This window comes from Bacteroidia bacterium (assembly GCA_041391665.1).
Classification (GTDB): domain Bacteria; phylum Bacteroidota; class Bacteroidia; order J057; family J057; genus JAGQVA01.
This window is the reverse complement of sequence record JAWKNO010000001.1, coordinates 1,020,257-1,040,082: the sequence shown is the minus strand read 5'-3', so window position 1 is coordinate 1,040,082 and position 19,826 is coordinate 1,020,257. Positions and strand designations below refer to the sequence as shown.

The following is a 19,826-nucleotide window of genomic DNA, read 5'->3' as shown; positions in this document are numbered from 1 at the left end:
AAAAAAAATATAATATTTTTAGCATATAGAGTTGTTTATAATGTAGATTTAGTCTACTCTTTCTTTATACCTCCGGTTATTTCCGCCCCCTCACTGCCTTCACCTCCTTCTCCGTCACCGCCTCCGCCTCATTTCCAAAGTTGCTGCGGATGTAGGTGAGTACATCGGCTAGCTCTTTGTCGCTGAGGAAGCTGTGCTGGGGCATAGGATTGGTGTAGGTCTCGCCGTTGACTTCGAGGGGTTCCTCTACTCCGTTGAGGACGATGCCGATCAGCCGATCTTTGTCGCCGGTTACCCACTCGGTGCCTTTAAGCGGGGGGAATCGCCCCGATGCGCCTTCGCCGTTGGCCTGATGACATATACCGCAATACTGGAAATATGTGGCAGCCCCGGGTGCTGTTTCGTCTCTCTGCAAATTGTCTTCGATCTGATCCGGCGTGCGGATATGCGACATTTTTTTGCGGGCTTCCATCGCCGCCAGTTCACTGCTGCCAAATGCCGCTTTGTCTCCTTTATACATCACCCGCCAGATTTTGCCTTTTTCGGTGTCGCCGATGTACAGCGATCCATCCGGCCCCATCGCCAGGCCCATGGGTCGATAAACGGCATCACTCACGCTTACAATCGGATCAACGCCTGCAAATCCGTCGGCAAATATCTCCCATTCGCCCGTAGGATTGCCGTTCTCAAAAGGCACAAATGCTACAAAATACCCCGACTGCGGATACGGCGCGCGATTCGTAGAGCCGTGAAACGCTATAAACGCGCCGCTTTTATACCGCTCCGGAAACATCTCCCCGGTGTAAAACATCATATCGTTGGGCGCCCAATGCCCTGGGAAACCGATCAGCGGATCGTCAAAATCTGCACATCGCTCCACTTTTATCCCATCGCCACCATATTCCGGGCCCAGCACTTTTTTGCCCTGAATCTGGTCGTAATAGCAATAAGGCCAGCCAAAATTTGATCCTTCTGTTGCTCGTACAAATTCTTCCGCAGGCAGAACCGCGCTCTGCCAGGGAGAATAGACTTTCGGCCACAACCGCAACAAGTCGTCACGCCCGTGAAGCACGACGTAAAGCTGGCTGTCCTGGAAATTCCAGTCCAGCCCTACCACGCTGCGAATGCCGGTGGCAAATCTGTATCCGTCTTTTTGTGTCTGGTTGAGTTTGTTTGCGTCAAACCGCCAGATGCCTGCGTGGTCTTCCAACTGCGGACATGGATCGAGGCCTGGTTTTTCAGGGGTGCGTTTGGGTTCCTGACAGGCATTGGAAGGCGCGCCGAAAGGAACGTAAATATGCCCCTGATTGTCAAAAGTAATGGGTTTGGCTATATGTTCGTGCCGTCCGTGCTCATGGTCGTCTTTGATGACGAGTTCCATCTCGCCTGTCGGCACGAGTCCCCAGCGGGGAAGTTTCATCCGAAATACTTCGAGTTCGGTGGTAAAGTAAAGGTAGCCGTTGTAGATGCGGGCACCGGTTTGCAGACTCCACTTCCCCTCATGGGGGTATTTACCAAAAAATTCCATTTCGTCGGCTTTGCCGTCGTAGTCGTTGTCGCGGAGGGCGACTACCCCACCCTTCTCATCGGAGAAGCGGATTTTGGCGTAAATGTAGCCATTGGTATTGACCGCCAGATGGCGGACTTTTCCGGGCACGCTGTCCACCACAACCACGGCTTCAAAGCCGTCGGGAAGGAGGAGACCGCCATTGTCGGGGTCGCCGGGTGGGAGACCGTGTTCAGGAGCACAATGTAGGAGGCTGAAAGCAAGAAAAAGCAGCAGGATTTTGCCGGTAGCAGTAAGCAGATAGCGTGAGGCGTGATTCATAGGTCATTGGTTGACCGAATTTATTGTTTTTTGTGAGAAGATGGAATAAATAAAGCGGATGTAATATTAAAACCTGTGCATTACTTCTTCAAAATTGAGTTTTAACCACAGAGAAACACGGAGGGTATTAAAAAATTCTCCGTGTTCTCCGTGTTCTCCGTGTTCTCCGTGGTTATTTCCAATTCTCCGTAAATTTACTTCACCTCCTCTACTTCCACAATCACGCTCGTCCGCCGCAGGCTCATGGTTGGATTAAATCCTACATTCATCAGAAATTCTCCTGAATAAATGGCTTCCGTATCTATCAATGACCGCGTGCCGGGGTAAACATTTAATTCCTTCAGTCGGTATTTTTTTGCGAGATCAAGGCCCTTTAGTTTCACCGGCAGAGTGGAATAGGTGAAGTCAAACCGGTTGGTTACCAGGTAATTAAACACCACCGCCCTATCCTGGTTTTTGCTCACACTCATCATCGAGGCAAACGGATTTTCCCACGGACTCACCAGCCGGTAAAAATCGCCATGCCAGACTACATCGCTGATGGACTGGTAATTTTTCACCGCTTCCTGACTAAACTGCAAATCTTTTTCGTCCAGTTGATCTACCACTATATCGTAGCCGAGTTTGCCCATCATCGCTACATCTGTCCGGTATTTCAGCCCCACTTTGCTCCAGTCTGTCACGTGATTGCACTGCGAGATCATCGGGTAAAAAAATGAATATTCCCACTGAATAAACACTCTCTCCAGCGGATCGGTATTGTCGCTGAGCCAAAATTCCGTGAAGTATTTCAGTGCTTCATAATCTACTCTTCCTCCCCCACCCGAACACAACATCATCGGCACTTTCGGGTATTTGGCGCGGAGTCTTTCCAACACGCTGTACAGCCCTTTTACATAGTCCACATAAAGATGCGACTGTTTTTCCCCCTTTTTTTCCAGGTAAGCCGAATGGGCATTAAACATCACCGCGTTGCAGTCCCACTTCACAAAAGCCAGCGTGGGATTTTCGGTGAAAAGAGTATCCAATACACTATACACAAAATTTTGAACCGCAGGATTGGACAGATCCAGCACCAGTTGGTTGCGGAAGTATTGCTCCGGTCTTTCCGGCTCGCGGATCACCCATTCGGGATGTTTTTCATATAATTCGCTTTTAGGATTGACCATTTCTGGTTCGACCCAGATACCAAATTTTACCCCGGCTTTTTCGGCCTCTGCTACCAGATAACCGATGCCGTGGGGAAGTTTTTTGCGGTTTTCCTGCCAGTCGCCCAGTCCGGCGTTGTCGCCGTTGCGGGGGTATTTGTTGCCAAACCAGCCGTCATCGAGCAAAAACATATCTACTCCCAGTTTTTTTGCTCCCTGAAACAGTCCGACCAGTTTGTTTTCATCAAAGTCAAAGTATGTCGCCTCCCAGTTGTTGAGCAGGGTAAGGCGCGAACCATTCCCATCGGGAATACGGTAATCTCTCGCCCAGTTGTGCATCTGAAGGCCCGCCTGACCGGTTCCCTGCTCGGAGTAGGTGTAGATAAATGCCGGAGTCTGAAAAGTTTCGCCTGCCTTCAGCCCATATTCGGAGGAAAAAGGATTAATACCGGCGATGAGGCGCAGGTTGTGATAAGAATCAACTTCAAAATCCATTTTAAAATTGCCTGACCATGCCAATGTGCCGAGCATTACTTTTCCGTCTTCCTCTGTAGCCGGGCGATCAAATGAAACCGAAAATGTAGGCGGCTGGTACAGATTGGCGCGGCTGCCGAGTTTGGAGTCGAGGGTTTTAATTCCGGCTGTCAACAGCGTTTCTTCGGGTTTCATTTCCCGCGCCCAGTTGCCATGGTAGTGCCGGAGGTAGTAGTTTTGGGAAGTAAAATAGAGGTTAGCTGATGCGTATTTTTCGAGTGTGATGGTTTTTTTTCCGCCATTTTTGATTTCTGCCCACTGCTCGATGACATTTTCTTTGTGGTATGATTTGTAGAAAAGCATCACCTCCACAGGATAAAGCGGATCTTTCAGGTGAATGGTTGTCAGACTCACATTATCGCCCTGTGAGGTAGTTGTATGGCTGACATAATGCAGGTCCGTGGAGAGATTGCCGTCGGCATGTTCGATCGAAAGTGCAGGCTCCACCAGGTTAAAGGTACCGGAAGGCGTATAGGCGTTGGTGTAAATTCCGGCGTTATTGTCGTTCATCCGGTAGAGGCTGGAAATGGTTGCGTACTCGGTGGCAGAATGGAGTTTTTTGCCAAAATAAACGGTATTTACCCGCTGGTGATCATCTGTCTGCAATACCAGCGCATAGTCATTGGTTTCAACGGGAATCGTAACTGGTGTCTGGGAATACAGATTTCCAAGAGAAAAAACGGAAATCAACAGCAAAAAAATCCTTACAAAACGCATAGGGCTTAAGTTTAAAGCATTAATGCGCCAAAGTAAGGATAATTATTCATTCGTGTACATTCGCGTCATTCGTGGTTTTCTGAACTTGTTATAATAAAAACCACGAATGCACGAATAATGGATCGAATGGTTTATGTAGTTCTCCTCACGGCATAAATCAGGTCGTCTTCGTATCTTCCCCATTTATAAAGGGTTTTTTCCAGCCGGGCTTCGAGGGTAAAGCCTGCTTTTTCGAGCACGCGCTGCGAACCGATATTCGAGCCAAAGGGACGTGCGTAGATGCGGTCGATGTCGAAATTGGCAAATCCGTATCCGACCATCTGTTTTACCACTTCTGTCACAATTCCCTTACCCCAGAATGGTTCGGCGAGCCAATAGCCCATTTCTGCATTTCTGCACATGATATCCTCCTGCTGATGTATGCCTGTTGCGCCAATAGCTTCCCCGTTTATGTCAATCGCGAGGATATGTACAGGGTTTCTGCTGGTGGCAAAGGCAATAAAATTTCTTCCCGCTTCTTCGGTATAGGGGTGCGGAAATTTGTTGGTCAGATTTTTGGCGATGTTGTAGTTATCGGCATATCTGAGCAGACTTCCCAGGTCTTCCGTAGTCCAGGGGCGGAGGATAAAGTCCATAATTCAGGGTAAATGATTATTCGTACTCAAAGGCTGTTACGTCAAATCCGCAAAAACGGCCATACACTCGGGCTGATTTTTCCGTTTCTGCCAGAATTTCTGGTTCGGGCGGACGAAAAAACTGCGCTTTTACTTCCAGATGATTCTTTTTGGCTGTCCGGTTCCAGATTCCTCTGATTTCGCCATTCACCACCACGATAGGTCTGAACACACCGTTATTGGAAACGGCTTTTACAAAATCCTCAGATGAAATCGCTGCCCTCCGATCTTTGTAACTGACGTAATATTCATCAAAGGCGGGGAGTAAATATACACGGAAATTTGAAGTTGGTGCAGCGCGATATTTGGGTAAAAAACCATAAACCTGCCCCGTATTGTCTTTGATAACTTCAAGATCCGGGCGGATCATTTCCCACGCTTTGCGGGCAGAAGTAGTCGTCAGTCCTGACCACCAGATAAAATCCTGCAAAGTGGCCGGGCCGTGGCTGAAAAAATATTTTTCTGCCAGCTTTGCCAGTGCTTCTTCTTCCTGGCGTTTCTTCACCATGGGTACTCTTTCTTCCAGAAGCGCATATGTTTGTTTTTTCCCTTTCACAACCCCATTGCAAACCAGCATTTCGATTTCAGCACGCATCATAATATGGGCAGCGCGCGAGTTATCGACCACCACACCTGCCCGTTCAAATTCCTTCACAATTTCATCGCGGGTGAGATGGTTTCCTCCTTCCAGAGATTTTTCCAACACCTGATAACACTTTCTCAAAATCTCTTCGGTAAGTTCGAGTTGAATATGTCTGGACTTCATGGAAGCTTTTATACGAGGACCTGTAAGCGCCAGCATCCAATACACATCTTCAGGCGATACAAAATGCCAGGTAGGGCGCATGACATGGGTGCGGATGATTGCCGCAGTATTGATCGCTGATTCGATTTCTACATCTGTTGTACCGGGCAGCCGGATTCCCATTGCCCATTTTGCCATCGGATAATCCTGCGCCTGCATAGCTCCCATCCACGAGATCATTTCCGGAATTGTTTTCAGAGTAGTTGAAGGAATCTGCTGACTCGCGAGGCGAATGTGGGAAATTTGGGTTAAATTGTCTGTCATTGATTTTCAGCATCATGCGGTTTCATCACATCGGCTTAGTAGTACCCAATATTCAAAATTCCCTAAAGGATCTCAAACATTTTATTCCTTTCACAGAGACCAGCATTCCCACACTTATCGGAAGTCAAAAGGTGAATGTCTGTTTTTTGAATATGGAGAATGGTTTTATAGAACTGATCGAACCAATTGGCGGTGATTCGCCGGTATCTGCCTATGCAGGTTCAGGAGGAGGAATTCACCATATTTGTTTTGAAGTGCCAGACATTTATGCTGCCGTTGAAGAGATGAAAAACAAAGGGGCAAAAGTAATTGTGGAGCCTGTAAGTGGATTTGAAAACCGATTGATTGCTTTCGTATTTTTAAATATGAAAAATACCAACTGCAACCTTATCGAATTGGCAGAAGGAAAAAGCAGAAACACACCCCAATCGCTGAAGGCAGATGAATGAGACCTTTACCGCCCGGTCACTGAGCAAACATGCGGGTGCCGTAGATCCGGAAACCTGCAAAATATCCTGCCGGCTGGCTATTCTTGGCTACCGATCCACGCAGTTTTTGTCCAAATTTATCAAAGAAGCGGGACTCATCAGCGGGATACGTGTGGAGTTATATGAAGCTGGTTACGATCAGGTAGAAATGGAGATCATCAATCCGGCGTCGGGTTTGTATAAATTTGCCCCGCAGGTAGTCCTGATTGTAAATTCTTTGAGCAAACTGCACAACCAGTTTTATGATTTATCAGGAGATGAAAAGCGGTTATTCTCTTCCCGTATTCTCGATACTTTTGCCCATCTTTCCGCAACCATTCTGAGCCAAACAACCAGCCGTATATTCATTACCAATCTGGAAGACAAACCTGATGGGGTATTTGGCAATTTTTCCAACAAAACCCGGGCTTCATTCTCCAACCAAATCCGACGTATCAATGTAGGATTCATGGATCTGGCAGAAGCCGAAAGCAACCTGCATGTGGTCGATGTCGCTGCGCTTTCGGGTCTCCTGGGTATAGAGAAATTTGAAGACCGGGGTTTATACCTCGCAGCTGATATCCCCTATACACTGGACACAGAAGCGAAAATCGCGGTTGAATGTGTTTCGATGATCCAGGTAATGATGGGCCATATCCGGAAATGCCTGATCATGGATCTCGACAATACGCTTTGGGGAGGCACAGTCGGAGATGATGGGATAGAAGGAATTACCATTGGTCCGGCTGGCCCGGGAAAAGCTTTCACAGAACTTCAGAAATGGATCAAACAGCTTAAAGAGCGGGGCATCATGCTGGCGGTTTGCAGTAAAAATGAAGAAACCCTTGCCAAAGAGGTTTTTTTAACACGCGGGGAAATGATCCTCCGCCTCGATGATATCGCTGCTTTTGTTGCGAACTGGAACAATAAAGCTGACAACATCCGCCACATTCAGCAGTTGCTCAATATCGGCTTCGACTCGATGGTTTTTCTCGACGACAATCCCGCCGAAAGAACGCTGATACGCCATACATTGCCCGAAGTGCTGGTGCCAGAACTTCCCGCAGACCCTGCACACTATCTGCCTTTTCTGAGCAGAATGAATCTGTTTGAAACACCTTCATTTTCCAGCCAGGACCAGACCCGAACCCAACAATATCAGACAGAATCGCAACGAAAAGCTGTCGCGTCATCATATACTGATATGGATTCTTTCCTCCAGTCTCTGGAAATGAAAGGGCAGATCGTTCCGTTTCAGGATATCCATATCCCCCGAATCGCCCAACTAAGCCAGCGATCCAATCAGTTTAATCTCCGCACGATTCGCTACAGCGAAGCTGAGGTAAAACATATTCAGGCCAGCCCCGGGTATTTGCATTTTTCGGTCAGCCTGGAGGATAAATTTGGCAGCTATGGATTGATTTCTATTGTGGTAATGAAGCAGATAGACGACCGCAGCCTGTTTATCGAAAACTGGCTGATGAGTTGCCGGGTGATGCAAAGAGGAGTTGAGCGGTTTGTACTCAATAAATTGGTCCAAAAAGCAAAGGACATGGGCTTTGAACGGTTGACAGGCGAATATTTACCTACAGACAAAAACAATCCTGTAGAAAACCACTATCAAACCCTGGGATTTACCAAAAATGAACAGGGTTTGTGGGAACTATCACCAGCGGATTTCATTCTCCTCAAACATCATATTTCAGAAGAATCAACCATAGGATAGCCCAATTCTTCAAACACAAATGCCATACGCTGGTTGATTTCCAGAATCATTTCGGGTGATAATGGGTCAAATTTATTCTGGCTATACGATTTGATGGAATCCAGATAAGTATCAAGCGCTTTCTGATCAAGCGCTGTATCACCCAGGAACTGATAAATGGCATTGATAATTTGAACAGGGCTTTTTTTAAGATCCTCAAACCGGATCGTGAATAAGTGATTTTCAGGGATTAACTTCCGATCTTCAAACCAAAGCCTGTGCATTTGTTCATATACTTCCAGAACATATTGGTCTCGTCCTTCCCGCAGGGCTTTCAGGGATTGAAAATTTGCCATTTCAAACCATTTATCATACAGGTGAAGGGTAGAACGGATCGTTTCATAAGGATTACGCTGAATATGAATAAATCTGGCGTCGGGATACATTTCCAGGAGCATGGGTACCCTGGCAGTATTTGAGGGCGATTTCAGCAACAGCGGGCGGTCATTGCCATACTTCGCGACAAATTTCCGCAGGTAATTCCGGTACATTTTTTTCCATAGCTTCACATCTTTTTCAGAAGCATCCCTGAAAGAAAGATAAGTCCGGTATTTTTCATGATTGCGGGGAAAATGAATGGCCATATACGAAGAAGGTGCCCCCAGAGCGGCCATACCGATTTCCTCTTCATTGGGCGTGGACATAAGCATTGCCATATTGTCCATAGGCCTTACACCCGGGCCTGCCAGAGAAAGAATCGGAGCCAGCCATTTTTCGGAGTACATAAATGCATGAGGAAAAGCAATCTGAAAAGTATTGGGCGTATGGTATGCGCGATCGGCGGCTAGCAGATTGTGGAGATGTGTGGTTCCGCTGCGCCAGTGCCCCAGGATAAAAACAGGCTTTACCGGATCATTTTCATAGCGGAGAAAACGCTCCGGCAGGCTTACCAAAGTATTAAATACAGCCAGAACGAAATGCAGCAGAATGACCGGAAGCGTCCGGATATCTATCCGAAATCTTTGCTGCCCGAAAAGGCGAAATAAAGTCGGTAAATCCGCCCCGTGTAAAAAGGAAAGCTTCATTTATCCATTTATATTTTGGGCCCGAAACTGATCCATAATGCCTATCAGAGACTGGATCGTGATATGTCCCCCCGTATTCAAAACTGCATTAAAAAATGCACTGTCTGAATTCATCGAATACTCAGAAGAAACTTCTGACAACATAAATAACAGTTTCAATGAGTCTCCTCCCAGATAGTGAAAAGTAGCATCCGGGCTGATGGACGTAACCGGACATTCCAGTACTTCAGCCCAAAGCGCGCTGAGCCGTTTTACTTCATCCGAATTGCCAGGTACAGCCACAACTTCCACGGGTTTGGTCTGTTGGTCGGTCAGCAGGCTTTCCATAAGGCTATTTTTCAGACTTTCAACATCCCATTCTGCCGGTACAGTAAACGCAATATTTGTACGGTCATTGTGGTGAATAACTGCGAGGCAAAAGGGTGAGAGAGAAACATAAACAGGAAGAGAAATTACACTTTTCGCCAGAAAAGAAGAAGTAGAAACACCGCGGAGATCCATCCACCCATTGTCGGAAAGGATACCACTCATGGGGAAACGACCTGTTTTCGCAGTTCGTTTGACAACCTGTTTCAACCCAAACGCCAGAAGCTGACGGGGAATCATCAGCACCCATTTTTCCAATCTTTCTTTCGCCAGTTCCTGATTTTCGGCCAATGCAGAAAGCAGCCGGGCCTGGATCTCCTGCCAGGTTTCACCGGGGTTTACCGACAGATAAACAGGCAGGCTCAGGTTTGAGGCTGTATTTGAGACCAGCTTATGCCGTCTCATATCTACCGGAACTATCACCCGGCAGGCTTCACCCATTGTTTGGGCATACCAGCTTCCACATTTTGCCAACGTCCCTTCCAATCTGAAATCCAATGTGATGACGCCCAATTTGTATCGATAAGGGTCCTGGGGAGAAAGTCGAAAACCCGGCCATTTGGAAGCATAACCTTCTCTCACCACCGTTTCCTTTTCCACCAATTGTCCGCGCTCCTCCATATCCGAGCTGAAATTTGTGTCAGGGTGAATGGTCTCCCCGCGCAGAAGCGCAAAGAGACTATACAGCGCCAGCTGAATACCTTTGGCATCCATGACTTTGTGCTGGACGCGGAAAACAACCGTAGAGCTCTGCCCCTGAAAAAGATGTAATTCTGCACAATAGCCATTTTCTGCTCGTATAGGATTTTGGAAGAAGGGATCATTCCAGTCGGGTGAAAACGGTTTTTCATGGACAAAGAATGCAGGGCTCCCCCCTTCGGGTGCCCAACGATTGCCTTTCAGCACGAGGGTAAAAACGGGCAGTTTTTCAACCAGCTGTATCAGGCAATTGCGGACATGTTCCGGTTCCAGCAATCCGGTTCCCTCGATAATATACTGCAATGCAAAGGGCGGAATGATCGATTCAGCCACCTCAAAGAGGCGCTCATTGAGGGTTACCTTTCGCTTTGAATTGGGAAACGCCATATCTTTTTACTAAAAGTTTATACTAAAAGTAAGAATAGTGTGTGGGCAAATATGAAAAATTTGTCTGAAACCCGACTTTCCATTCCCCCGGAAAAAAGTTAAATTTGACAGCTTAAGTCTTTATGATCCATTATGCGTAAACCTGTAGCGTTTATCCTTCTGAATTTCCTCCTTCTGTTGAATATGTCATTATTCGCCCAGATAGAGAATGCAGTATCGTTTGATAATTCCTTTAAACCTAAGGAAAATCTGGCAGTCGGAGACATTATTACACTTTCCATTTCCGCATCTATTGATCCGGGTTATCATATGTATTCGGCAAACCAGATCGAAAAGATGGCAATGGTAGCAGCGACGTTTGATCTGGATGAAGTTGCCAAAGGGGTGGAAATCGTAGGAAAACTCGACGATAAGGGGCATGTCGAAACTGCCTATGATGATATTTTCGAAGGAGATATTTCGCTGTATCATGATGAAGTTACCTATTTTCAAAAACTGAAAATCACCGAAGCCAATCCCAAAATTGTAGGTTTTCTCCGCTATCAGGTCTGCGATGACTCTCGCTGTATTCCCGGTTCCTATGATGTTTCTTTTTCCATCAAAACCGTTGAAAAAGCGAAGCCTGCAGTTATAGAAACGCAGACCACTCCCATAAACAAGGAGAATCCCCAGACGGAAAAACCTCAACAGGAACAAATTCAACCAGTCATTCCAACCTCAACAGAAACGGCTTCTGTAGAGCCAACACCGGTTACGGAGGAAAACAATGCAGAAACTCCAGCTATAACTGAAACCCAAACCCTGGCAGAAGAAACTGCTCCTGCTGCGCCCAAAGAAAGTTTGTGGGTGCTGATTTTGAAAGGACTTGCGCTGGGATTTGGCTCTGTACTTACGCCCTGTGTATTTCCGTTGATTCCGCTTACGGTGAGTTTTTTTACAAAACAAAGCACCACGCGAGCCAAAGGCATTCGCAATGCTTCTCTCTACGGGCTTTCCATCGTGGCGATCTACACGATCCTCGGATTGCTCGTTTCGGCGATATTTGGGCCTGATGCTATGCGCCAGCTTTCGGTCAGTCCGGCGTTCAACCTCGCGCTGTTTGCGTTTATTTTCATATTCGGCCTCTCCTTTCTGGGAATGTTTGAAATTACCCTTCCTTCTTCATGGAGCACAGCACTCAGCAAAGGCAGTGATAAAGGAGGGTTTATCGGTATATTTCTGATGGCCATGACACTGGCGATTGTGTCTTTCTCCTGTACAGGCCCCCTGGTTTTTACCGCGCTTGCAGATGCGGCTACCGGCAGCGAATTTATCCGCCCGATCATCGCCATGCTTGCTTACTCTTCAGCTTTGGCGCTGCCATTTGTATTTTTTGCCATTTTCCCCGGCTATATGAATTCCCTCCCCAACTCTGGCGGATGGCTCAATAGCGTAAAAGTTGTGCTTGGATTGCTGGAAATCGCGCTGGCATTTATTTACCTCAGCCGCGCAGATCTGGTCATGCACTGGGGTATTTTAGACAGGGAAATATTTATAGGGGCGTGGGTGGTTATCTTCTCTATGTTGGGCATGTATCTTTTGGGAAAAATATCTCTTCCGCATGACAGTCCGATAGGCAACCTCTCTGTACCTCGTTTCCTGATGGCAATGAGCGCTTTCTGGTTTGTAACTTATCTGGTCCCCGGGCTTTGGGGTGCGCCACTGAATATGCTCGGCGGCTATATTCCTGAAAGTAATAAACAAATGGGGGTGATGATCCTCGATGGGCAAATGAGTCAGACTGGCCTTTCGGCGGAATCCACCTTTGCTGCCGCCAGCTACGAGATCTGCAATTACCCCGACAAAATATCCGGACACCTTTCAGAAGGTACACCTAAAGGATTTTGTGCATTTTATGATCTGGAACAAGGCCTCGAATATGCTAAAAAGGTAAACAAACCGGTATTCCTCGACTTTACCGGCCATACGTGCGCCAACTGCCGATACCTCGAAAAAAATGCCTGGGTTGATGCAGAAATCAGTAAATATATCCGTGAGGAATTTGTATTGATTTCGCTTTATACTGACGACCGGGAAAAACTGCCGGAAACGCTCGAACTGGCCGACGGCAGGAAGTTGCGTACTGTTGGAGATCAATGGATTCAATACGAACGCGATGTCTATCGTCAGAATGCCCAGCCCTATTACGTGCTGATCGATCACGATAAATCCAACCTCGTCGCCCCCACCGGCTTTAATCCTCCACTAAACGTGCAGGAATACAGAGACTTTTTTGCAAAAGGTTTGGAAGAATTCAAAAACAGACATTCTCTGTAGTCTGAACTAACGAACGGGGATCCGCACACTTCGCAACATTACCGGGCGGGCCGAAGAATGCGTTTTGATCCGCAGGTACAGGACAAATTCATCCGCCTGCGAATTGGGCGTGAGCAGTAAAGGGAATTTCTCGTTCCCACTTCGGGCAATTTCGCCATCAGTTGTGGCAAAACTGATAAATTCACTTGGAACCTGAGGAATAAATACCTGCACGGCACTGGGGTGGCTGCGACTTAAGGCGGCGCCGCTTTCACAGAAAATCTCAGGAGCAGGTAGCTGACTCGTATCAATCGGAGCAGGAATATAACTTACCCTCTCCCCCATCAGCATACCCTCAGTATCAAATCGCTGGGCAAAAAGAATAGAATCATTTTCCAGCAATCCATACATCCGCATCATCCCGTCAGGATACCAGGCAAACATTGCCCCGTGTTTTTTTCCATCCCGCCATTCCTGTGAAACTTGCAACTGGCCGGTAGCATAAAACCCTGAGAATGAACCACTTTTCTCACCATTCACATAATCACAACGAGACTTGAGTACGCCTTCAGGGTAATATTCTTTTTTTACCCCCTGCACAACACCCCGAAAGTAAGGTATTTCCTCAATCAGGGCGCCATAGTTGTCGTAGATGCGGCCAATTCCATCATATAGCCCTTCATCGTTCAGCGGAATTCTGGACTGGATGGCGCCATTGGGATAGTAAGTCTCGACGACCTGGGAAAAAATAAGATGTGGAGAAAAAAAGCAAGACAGGAGGATCAGAGTTATTCTTTTCATGTAACAGGGAACCACAAGGAATCAAAGATCATATTGCAGGAATTATGCCAGAATAATCAAACAAAGCTGTTTCCGGGCAGGAACAGCCGCCAATATTCCTCCGGCCTGAATGGATTTCCCAATGACAAAATATTATATACTGTTGAAAGTATTCAACTAAATGGGATATTCTTATCAAAAAACCTTAAATTTATGTTCAGAATATTCCGAAATAAGAATCACTCTTTTGGTTTATGAAAAAGCACAATGAGGAGGAGGATGAGGAAATCATTGATCGTATTAATGCCGGAGGGAAAGCGCAGGAAATAGCCATCGAAAGACTGTATGACAAATACTTCTCACTTATATTCGAAGGGAAGAAAAAATTTCATCAGTTGACGCAAGATGAACTCACTCAGGCTTATAATTCTGCGATACTATCTGTCAGAGGGCAAATTATTGCTGGGCTATTCCACAGGAAAAGCTCTCTATGGACATTCCTGTATCGTATATTTTTCAATAAATGTATTGATATTATTCGCAAGAATTCGTCCAATAAGACAGACCCATACGAAAAGCTTCCCGAACCCAATACCAGTGAAACTAATTTCCTCCACGAACTATATATTAAAGAAGATTTTCAACAGATGATGGGGCTGCTTGACAAATTAGGAGACCCCTGCCGGAAAATCATTATTGATTCGGAATATTACGGTTATAGTTCAGAAGAAATTGCTCAGGAGATCGGCTATAGTAATGCCAAAAGTGTTAATAGCAAAAAATACACCTGCTTACAAACATTGCGAAAGATGCTTGAAAAAGGTTTTCCAAGAAACAACAACAGCGATCAACCATGAATCCGGAACTGTACAATCAGGTAATTAAATATTACCGAAACCAATTATCTGATGAAGAGAAGTCGCAACTGGAACAAAAATTTCAGGAAGATGAAAATTTTTCCGAAACGGTAAGATCTTATGTGCGAATGTATAAAACCATACAACAGTACGGCGACCAGCAACTCAATGAGAAGCTGACGGTTCTGGGAAAAAAATTAAGCACGGCTCAACGTTCCGATGCTCCCGTTATCAAAGAAAAAAGATTCAAATTCCCGCCCTCTTACAACTCTGCTTTTTTCTATTGGACAACCGCAGCCGCTGTACTGATACTGGTTCTGGTTTTCGTCTTTACCAGAAATAATACTCATCTCTCTCCTGATAATATTTATCAAATCTATTTTTCCCCTCAGAAAATCAAAACTTACAGAGGTGACAATCAATCTGTAGATATTATCTGGAAAAGTGCTGCGCTCGCCTATGGCAACCGGGAATTTGACAAGGCGGCCTTCCTCTTTGAGTCCATTATCAATGACTCTACCGGGCAATACCGCTCCGATGCCTGGCTTTTTCTGGGTATTACCAGAATGGAACAATCCCGCTTCCCCGAAGCAATTGCCGCCTTCGAACACATAAGTCCGGGCAGCACCATGACCGAAGATGCACACTGGTATATGGCGCTTTCTTACCTCAAAATGAATCAACTTCGTAAAGCAAAAGAATTATTTACCGAAATTGCTCAGGAAAAACTATCAGTAAACCGGAGCGAGGATGCTGCAAAAATCCTCAAGATATTCCCTCCGGTGGAATAATTTTTTATGAGTAACATTTCCGCCCCTCTTTTCCCTGTCGCAGATCTGCATTGTGATCTGCTCGCTTACCTTGCCCTTGTACCTGGGGCATCTTTATATTCCACTGACGATATTGGCGCTACCCTGCCCTGGCTGAAAAAGGGGAATGTACAACTTCAGGTAACGGCGATTTTCACCAAAACTGAGCAGGGAAGTGTTTCTCAGGCAAAAAAACAAGCCCTGATGTTTCGTCAACTGACCGAAGGAAATGATTTTTGTGCCGTAACCGGGATGCAGGCGCTTTCAAAACTCCCTTTTCAGGATAAAACCGGAATCCTTGCTGCGATAGAAAATGCTTCAGGACTATGCGAAGAATCAGAACCGCTGCAACTCGCTTTTGAAAGACTGGAGGAAATCATTCAGACTACCGGTCAAATCCTTTATATCGGGCTTACTCATCACACCGAAAATCGATTTGGCGGAGGAAATTTTAGTGAGAATGTCGGCCTGAAATCCGATGGCGAAGCCTTGCTTGAATATATTTCCGGAAGGAAAATCTGCCTTGATCTCGCCCATACTTCTGATGCTCTGGCCTTCGATGTGATTAATTACATCAGCCAAAAACAACTCCAGATTCCTGTTATTGCCAGCCATTCCAACTTCAGAGCCATTTGCCCGCATGTGAGGAATCTTCCCGATGAACTGGCTCAGGAAGTTATCAATGGCGGCGGGCTGATAGGTATAAATTTTTTCCGGGAATATGTGGATATCCAAAACCCCAAAAAACTATTCGAACATATTACCTATGGCCTTGACTCAGGAGCAGCAGGACAACTTTGTCTGGGAGCAGACTATTTTTATATCCATGACATTCCGGATTTGTCCCGGCACCCGCTGTTTTTCGAATCTATGGCGAATGCCGGGACTTATCAGGCAATCCTGAACCAGCTCTCAGAAATAACGGAAAGTGTACCATTTACCGATAATTTTGCCTCGGGAAATGTGCGTAACTTCCTGCAAAAACTATGGAGCAGCTGACCAAAGATTTCCCTACCAGATTTCTACAATTTCACTGCGAAACATCCCGTCGCCTTCTTTGACGCCAAATGCTTCATAGAATGGGCGGAAATTGGAAAGCGTACCGATAGCGCGGTACTGCCCGGGAGAATGCGGGTCTGTTTTGATACGTTGCAACTGGGCATCTTCCCGATATTTACCCTTCCAGAGATTGGCAAAATTCAGGAAAAACTGCTGCTCAGGCGTGAATCCGTCCACCAGTTCTGGTCTGCCATCTCGCTTAAAGGCGATTTGCATGGCTTCAAATGCAATGGCTATTCCCCCATGATCCGCAATATTTTCGCCCAGCGTAAGCTGGCCATTGACGTGAACGGTATCGAGCACCGTGTATTCATCGTACTGTTTGCGAATTTTTTGTGTCTATTCTGAAAATTTCAGACTGTCTGTTTTTGTCCACCAGTTGGTGAGGTTTCCTTTGTCGTTGTATTTGCTGCCATTGTCGTCAAATCCGTGGGTAATTTCATGCCCGATAACAGCACCAATACCGCCGTAGTTGACCGCATCTACTGCATTGGGATCAAAGAAAGGCGGCTGAAGGATTCCGGCGGGAAAAGTAATTTCGTTGTTGGTAGGGTTATAGCTGGCGTTGACAATTTGCGGAGACATAAACCACTCATCTCTGTCAACTTCTTTTCCGATGCGATCCAGTCTGCGGCGAATTTCAAAAGCGCGCGCACGCTGTACGTTTTGAATATAAGAGTCTGCACCTATTTCCAGCCCGGAGTAGTCCTCCCATTTGTCGGGGTAGCCCAGTTTCTGACGGATCGCTTTCAGTTTTTTGAGGGCTTCCGTTTTAGTTTCAGCGCTCATCCAGTCCAGTCTTTCGATCCTTTGAGCAAAAGCATCGCGCAGGTCATCGACCATCTGATTGACTTTGGCTTTGGCTTCAGGGCTAAAATATTTTTCTACATACAGCTGTCCTACAATCATTCCGATCATGCGGCTGGTTTGTTCGCCTACAACTTTCCAGCGGGGATCCTGCTCTTTTACGCCCCTGAGTGTGGAAGAATAAAAACGAAAATCTGCATCAGCAAATGGCTTGCCCAGGTACGAAGCACTTGACCGAAGAATGGTAAATGTCATATATGCCTTCCATGTATCCAGAGGAATTTCTGCAAATAGTTTATTCAGCCCTTCCAGAAATTCAGGCTGACCGACAATAATGGAGTCTTGTTGAGGAATCTCCAGCACTGAGAGATAAGAACTTAGGCCGAAGTTGGACAATAAACCTTCCGCCTGTGCATAAGGCATTTTGTTATAATTTTTTTCTGCATCCCGAAGATCCACACTCTTCCGGGAAAAAGTAGCCATTTGTTTTTCAAGATCGTAAATGGCTTCTGCAACATCGGGGTTGCTGCCTGCTTCTGTAAATAGAGTGCGGATATAGACGAGATACTCTTCCCGATATTTATCAAAACGCCCTCCTTCAGTCAGGTAATAATCGCGGTTGGGCATGCCTAGTCCGCCCTGGTAAAGATAAAATGCGTAGATATTGCTCTTTTTCAGGTCGTTTCTCACAAAAGCCCGGAAAAACCCGTCCGCGCCGCGAAGGGAAATAGTTGCCGCAATTTTCGCAACCTCGCTTTTGTCTGAAATTCCCTGAACCATATCCAGTATATCCTGAATTGGCGTTACTCCGGCTGCATCAATCGCAGCAGAATCCATCCCTGTCTTGTAAAAATCACCTACTTTCTGCCGGATGCTTCCTTTTTCTGAATTTGAAGCTGCGGCTTCCTCCATCAGTCCACGGAGTAGCTTGACATTATCGTTGCGAAGCTCAGCAAAACTTCCCCAGGAACTTTCAGTAGGGGGAATTTCGACAGATTTCAGCCACAGACCGTTGACATACGAAAAGAAGTCATCGGTCGGTCGTACCGTTGTATCGATATTGGAGATATCCGCACCGCGGAGGTTTTTTTGTGTTTTATTGTTACAGGAAAACAGCGCAACAACGATTGTCACAAAAACTAACAGGAAAGGAAGCCTGGGGAAATTCATAAGGATTGGAGATTTTAGCCGCGAAAGATACGCTATACGATTCTTTCATGCAAATTTCCAGCTTTACTACTTTCGTGTCAGGGTTTGTCTTTGGCAAGTTTAAACGCGCCGGTTTGGGAAACAGAAAACTTATGGTAAGCACCTTTGGGGCTCACTGTGTTTGCCGTATCGGCCATAGCAGATTCCCATTCTTTTAGCTTTTGCTGATAGGCGCGGTAATCACGTTCGGCTGCGGCCATTTTTTCCTGATCCTGCCGGCGTTCTTCTGCTTGTTGTTCCCTCGCTTTTTTTGCATTTTCCCAGGCAAGATATCTTTCTCTGTATAGCTCGTCAGCGGCCTCTTTACTTTTTGCCTCAAACATAGGCGTAGCAAATACAGTCTGCGTGCTGATGCCACCGGAAGCATTCAATCTGGCAAAGCGAAGCTCGTACTCCCTTGCTGAAATTTTTCTCACCCGTACATCATTCCATGGGGAATTTTCTCCGAGCAACCCTTCTTCCCACGGATTGGCGGAGCCGGGTCTTTGCAGATATTCCCAGTAGATTTTCTCATAGTTGCGAAATTCGGCAAAATCTTCAGGGTTTTTGATTTTGATTCCAAAAGGTTTTCCCGGCTTGGGTACAATGGTTTCTACACTTTTAGGAATCAGCCGGTCTTCCGGCTGTTCGAGGATATAGGTACTGGCCGGGCGCTCGGGCTTAGGCAAAATACGGTTTGTCGCTTCGGCCAGGAGTACCTGATCGTTGCCGGAAAGGATCCATTCGTCCTGTTTTTCATTCAAAGTATATACCTGATAGTCATCGGAAGTATCCAGGCTGAAGAAGGCCACTTCAATCGCTTTATTTTCACTTAGTTTCAGTGGTTTTCCGTTTTGGAAACCAGAAATTTCAACCATTCCAAGTGGATGGTCACCGGTAGCAGTTTCTTCTGTGAGAGAAGTTGCTGCCAATTGTTCACGGTAGTAAATTTCCACTTCACCAGAAACCAGATTACCGTTTATGTCAGTAAAAGCATCTGCAGGAATTTGCACCTGGGAGCAGGAGGCTGATTCGAAAGAAAAAGGCGCTGAAGCATTTACCTTCAGAATCAAAAGTGCCGGATCATTGGCGGCAAGTGGCGGCAATACCGAAACAGACTTTTCGGAGGGGAGTTCTTCATTTACCGCTTCAAAAACCAGAAAGATGATTGCAGCAGAAGCCGCGACGGAGGCGAAATAGATAGGTTTGCGGTAAATATTCCGCCAGAAATCAAATCTTCTTGTTACCTGATACTGATCGTAAAGTCCATCGAAATCTTTATGACGATCTATGATTTTGGGATCAGGTAGCGGTTTATCGATATTTATTTTGTAATCAGACATACTAACAGG

The 19,826-nt window shown here is 46.2% G+C and carries 14 protein-coding genes and 1 pseudogene; 6 read left to right on the top strand and 9 right to left on the bottom strand.

What is annotated here, in order from left to right; all coding sequences use genetic code 11:
* Window positions 1-76: 76 nt before the first annotated feature.
* From R3D00_04330 to R3D00_04315, 4 genes are all read right to left on the bottom strand, one after another.
* A complete protein-coding gene (locus R3D00_04330; protein MEZ4772387.1) occupies window positions 77-1,828 on the bottom strand; it encodes a PQQ-dependent sugar dehydrogenase in 1,752 nt (583 codons plus the stop codon).
* A gap of 194 nt (window positions 1,829-2,022) precedes the next feature.
* Entirely contained in the window at window positions 2,023-4,227 is a 2,205-nt protein-coding gene (locus R3D00_04325; GenBank protein MEZ4772386.1) for an alpha-galactosidase, read from the bottom strand.
* 131 nt (window positions 4,228-4,358) lie between these two features.
* Window positions 4,359-4,862 (bottom strand): GNAT family protein, encoded by a 504-nt coding sequence (locus tag R3D00_04320; protein ID MEZ4772385.1) that lies wholly within the window; start codon window positions 4,860-4,862, stop codon window positions 4,359-4,361.
* A gap of 16 nt (window positions 4,863-4,878) precedes the next feature.
* Window positions 4,879-5,970 carry a winged helix DNA-binding domain-containing protein gene (locus R3D00_04315; GenBank protein MEZ4772384.1) on the bottom strand — a complete coding sequence of 364 codons (1,092 nt, stop codon included), beginning with the start codon at window positions 5,968-5,970 and terminating at the stop codon, window positions 4,879-4,881.
* Window positions 5,971-5,984: 14 nt separating this feature from the next.
* On the opposite strand from R3D00_04315, the gene R3D00_04310 reads away from it, so the two are divergent.
* Window positions 5,985-6,419 (top strand): VOC family protein, encoded by a 435-nt coding sequence (locus R3D00_04310; protein MEZ4772383.1) that lies wholly within the window; start codon window positions 5,985-5,987, stop codon window positions 6,417-6,419.
* Window positions 6,412-8,163, top strand: coding sequence for an HAD-IIIC family phosphatase (locus R3D00_04305; GenBank protein ID MEZ4772382.1), 1,752 nt, complete (start codon window positions 6,412-6,414; stop codon window positions 8,161-8,163). Before R3D00_04310 ends, R3D00_04305 begins: the two co-directional genes overlap by 8 nt.
* On the opposite strand, the gene R3D00_04300 is transcribed toward R3D00_04305, so the two are convergent.
* Both R3D00_04300 and R3D00_04295 read right to left on the bottom strand, forming a co-directional pair.
* Complete coding sequence (locus R3D00_04300; GenBank protein MEZ4772381.1) at window positions 8,133-9,227, bottom strand: sulfotransferase; 1,095 nt, start codon at window positions 9,225-9,227, stop codon at window positions 8,133-8,135. The genes R3D00_04305 and R3D00_04300 overlap by 31 nt on opposite strands.
* Window positions 9,228-10,679: an acyl carrier protein gene (locus R3D00_04295; protein ID MEZ4772380.1), complete on the bottom strand. Its 1,452-nt coding sequence runs from the start codon at window positions 10,677-10,679 to the stop codon at window positions 9,228-9,230.
* 132 nt (window positions 10,680-10,811) lie between these two features.
* Between R3D00_04295 and R3D00_04290 the strand changes: the two genes are divergently transcribed.
* The gene (locus R3D00_04290; GenBank protein ID MEZ4772379.1) at window positions 10,812-12,995 is read left to right on the top strand and encodes a cytochrome c biogenesis protein CcdA; all 2,184 of its coding nucleotides are present in this window, start codon (window positions 10,812-10,814) and stop codon (window positions 12,993-12,995) included.
* A gap of 6 nt (window positions 12,996-13,001) precedes the next feature.
* Here the strand turns inward: R3D00_04290 and R3D00_04285 are convergent, their stop codons facing one another.
* A complete protein-coding gene (locus tag R3D00_04285; protein ID MEZ4772378.1) occupies window positions 13,002-13,775 on the bottom strand; it encodes a hypothetical protein in 774 nt (257 codons plus the stop codon).
* A 233-nt stretch (window positions 13,776-14,008) separates the two neighbouring features.
* Here R3D00_04285 and R3D00_04280 point away from each other — a divergent pair, with 233 nt between their 5' ends.
* Genes R3D00_04280 through R3D00_04270 form a run of 3 tightly spaced genes read left to right on the top strand, consistent with a single transcriptional unit; the run spans window position 14,009 to window position 16,419 of the window.
* Window positions 14,009-14,611, top strand: a complete 603-nt coding sequence (locus R3D00_04280) for a sigma-70 family RNA polymerase sigma factor (protein ID MEZ4772377.1) — start codon at window positions 14,009-14,011, stop codon at window positions 14,609-14,611.
* Window positions 14,608-15,402, top strand: coding sequence for a hypothetical protein (locus R3D00_04275; GenBank protein MEZ4772376.1), 795 nt, complete (start codon window positions 14,608-14,610; stop codon window positions 15,400-15,402). The genes R3D00_04280 and R3D00_04275 overlap by 4 nt, the downstream gene beginning before the upstream one ends.
* 6 nt (window positions 15,403-15,408) lie before the next feature.
* Entirely contained in the window at window positions 15,409-16,419 is a 1,011-nt protein-coding gene (locus R3D00_04270; protein MEZ4772375.1) for a membrane dipeptidase, read from the top strand.
* Window positions 16,420-16,431: 12 nt separating this feature from the next.
* Here R3D00_04270 and R3D00_04265 read toward each other — a convergent pair.
* Both R3D00_04265 and R3D00_04260 read right to left on the bottom strand, forming a co-directional pair.
* Window positions 16,432-18,456: pseudogene (locus R3D00_04265) on the bottom strand (M13 family metallopeptidase).
* A 77-nt stretch (window positions 18,457-18,533) separates the two neighbouring features.
* Window positions 18,534-19,817, bottom strand: coding sequence for a hypothetical protein (locus tag R3D00_04260; GenBank protein MEZ4772374.1), 1,284 nt, complete (start codon window positions 19,815-19,817; stop codon window positions 18,534-18,536).
* Window positions 19,818-19,826: the final 9 nt, after the last annotated feature.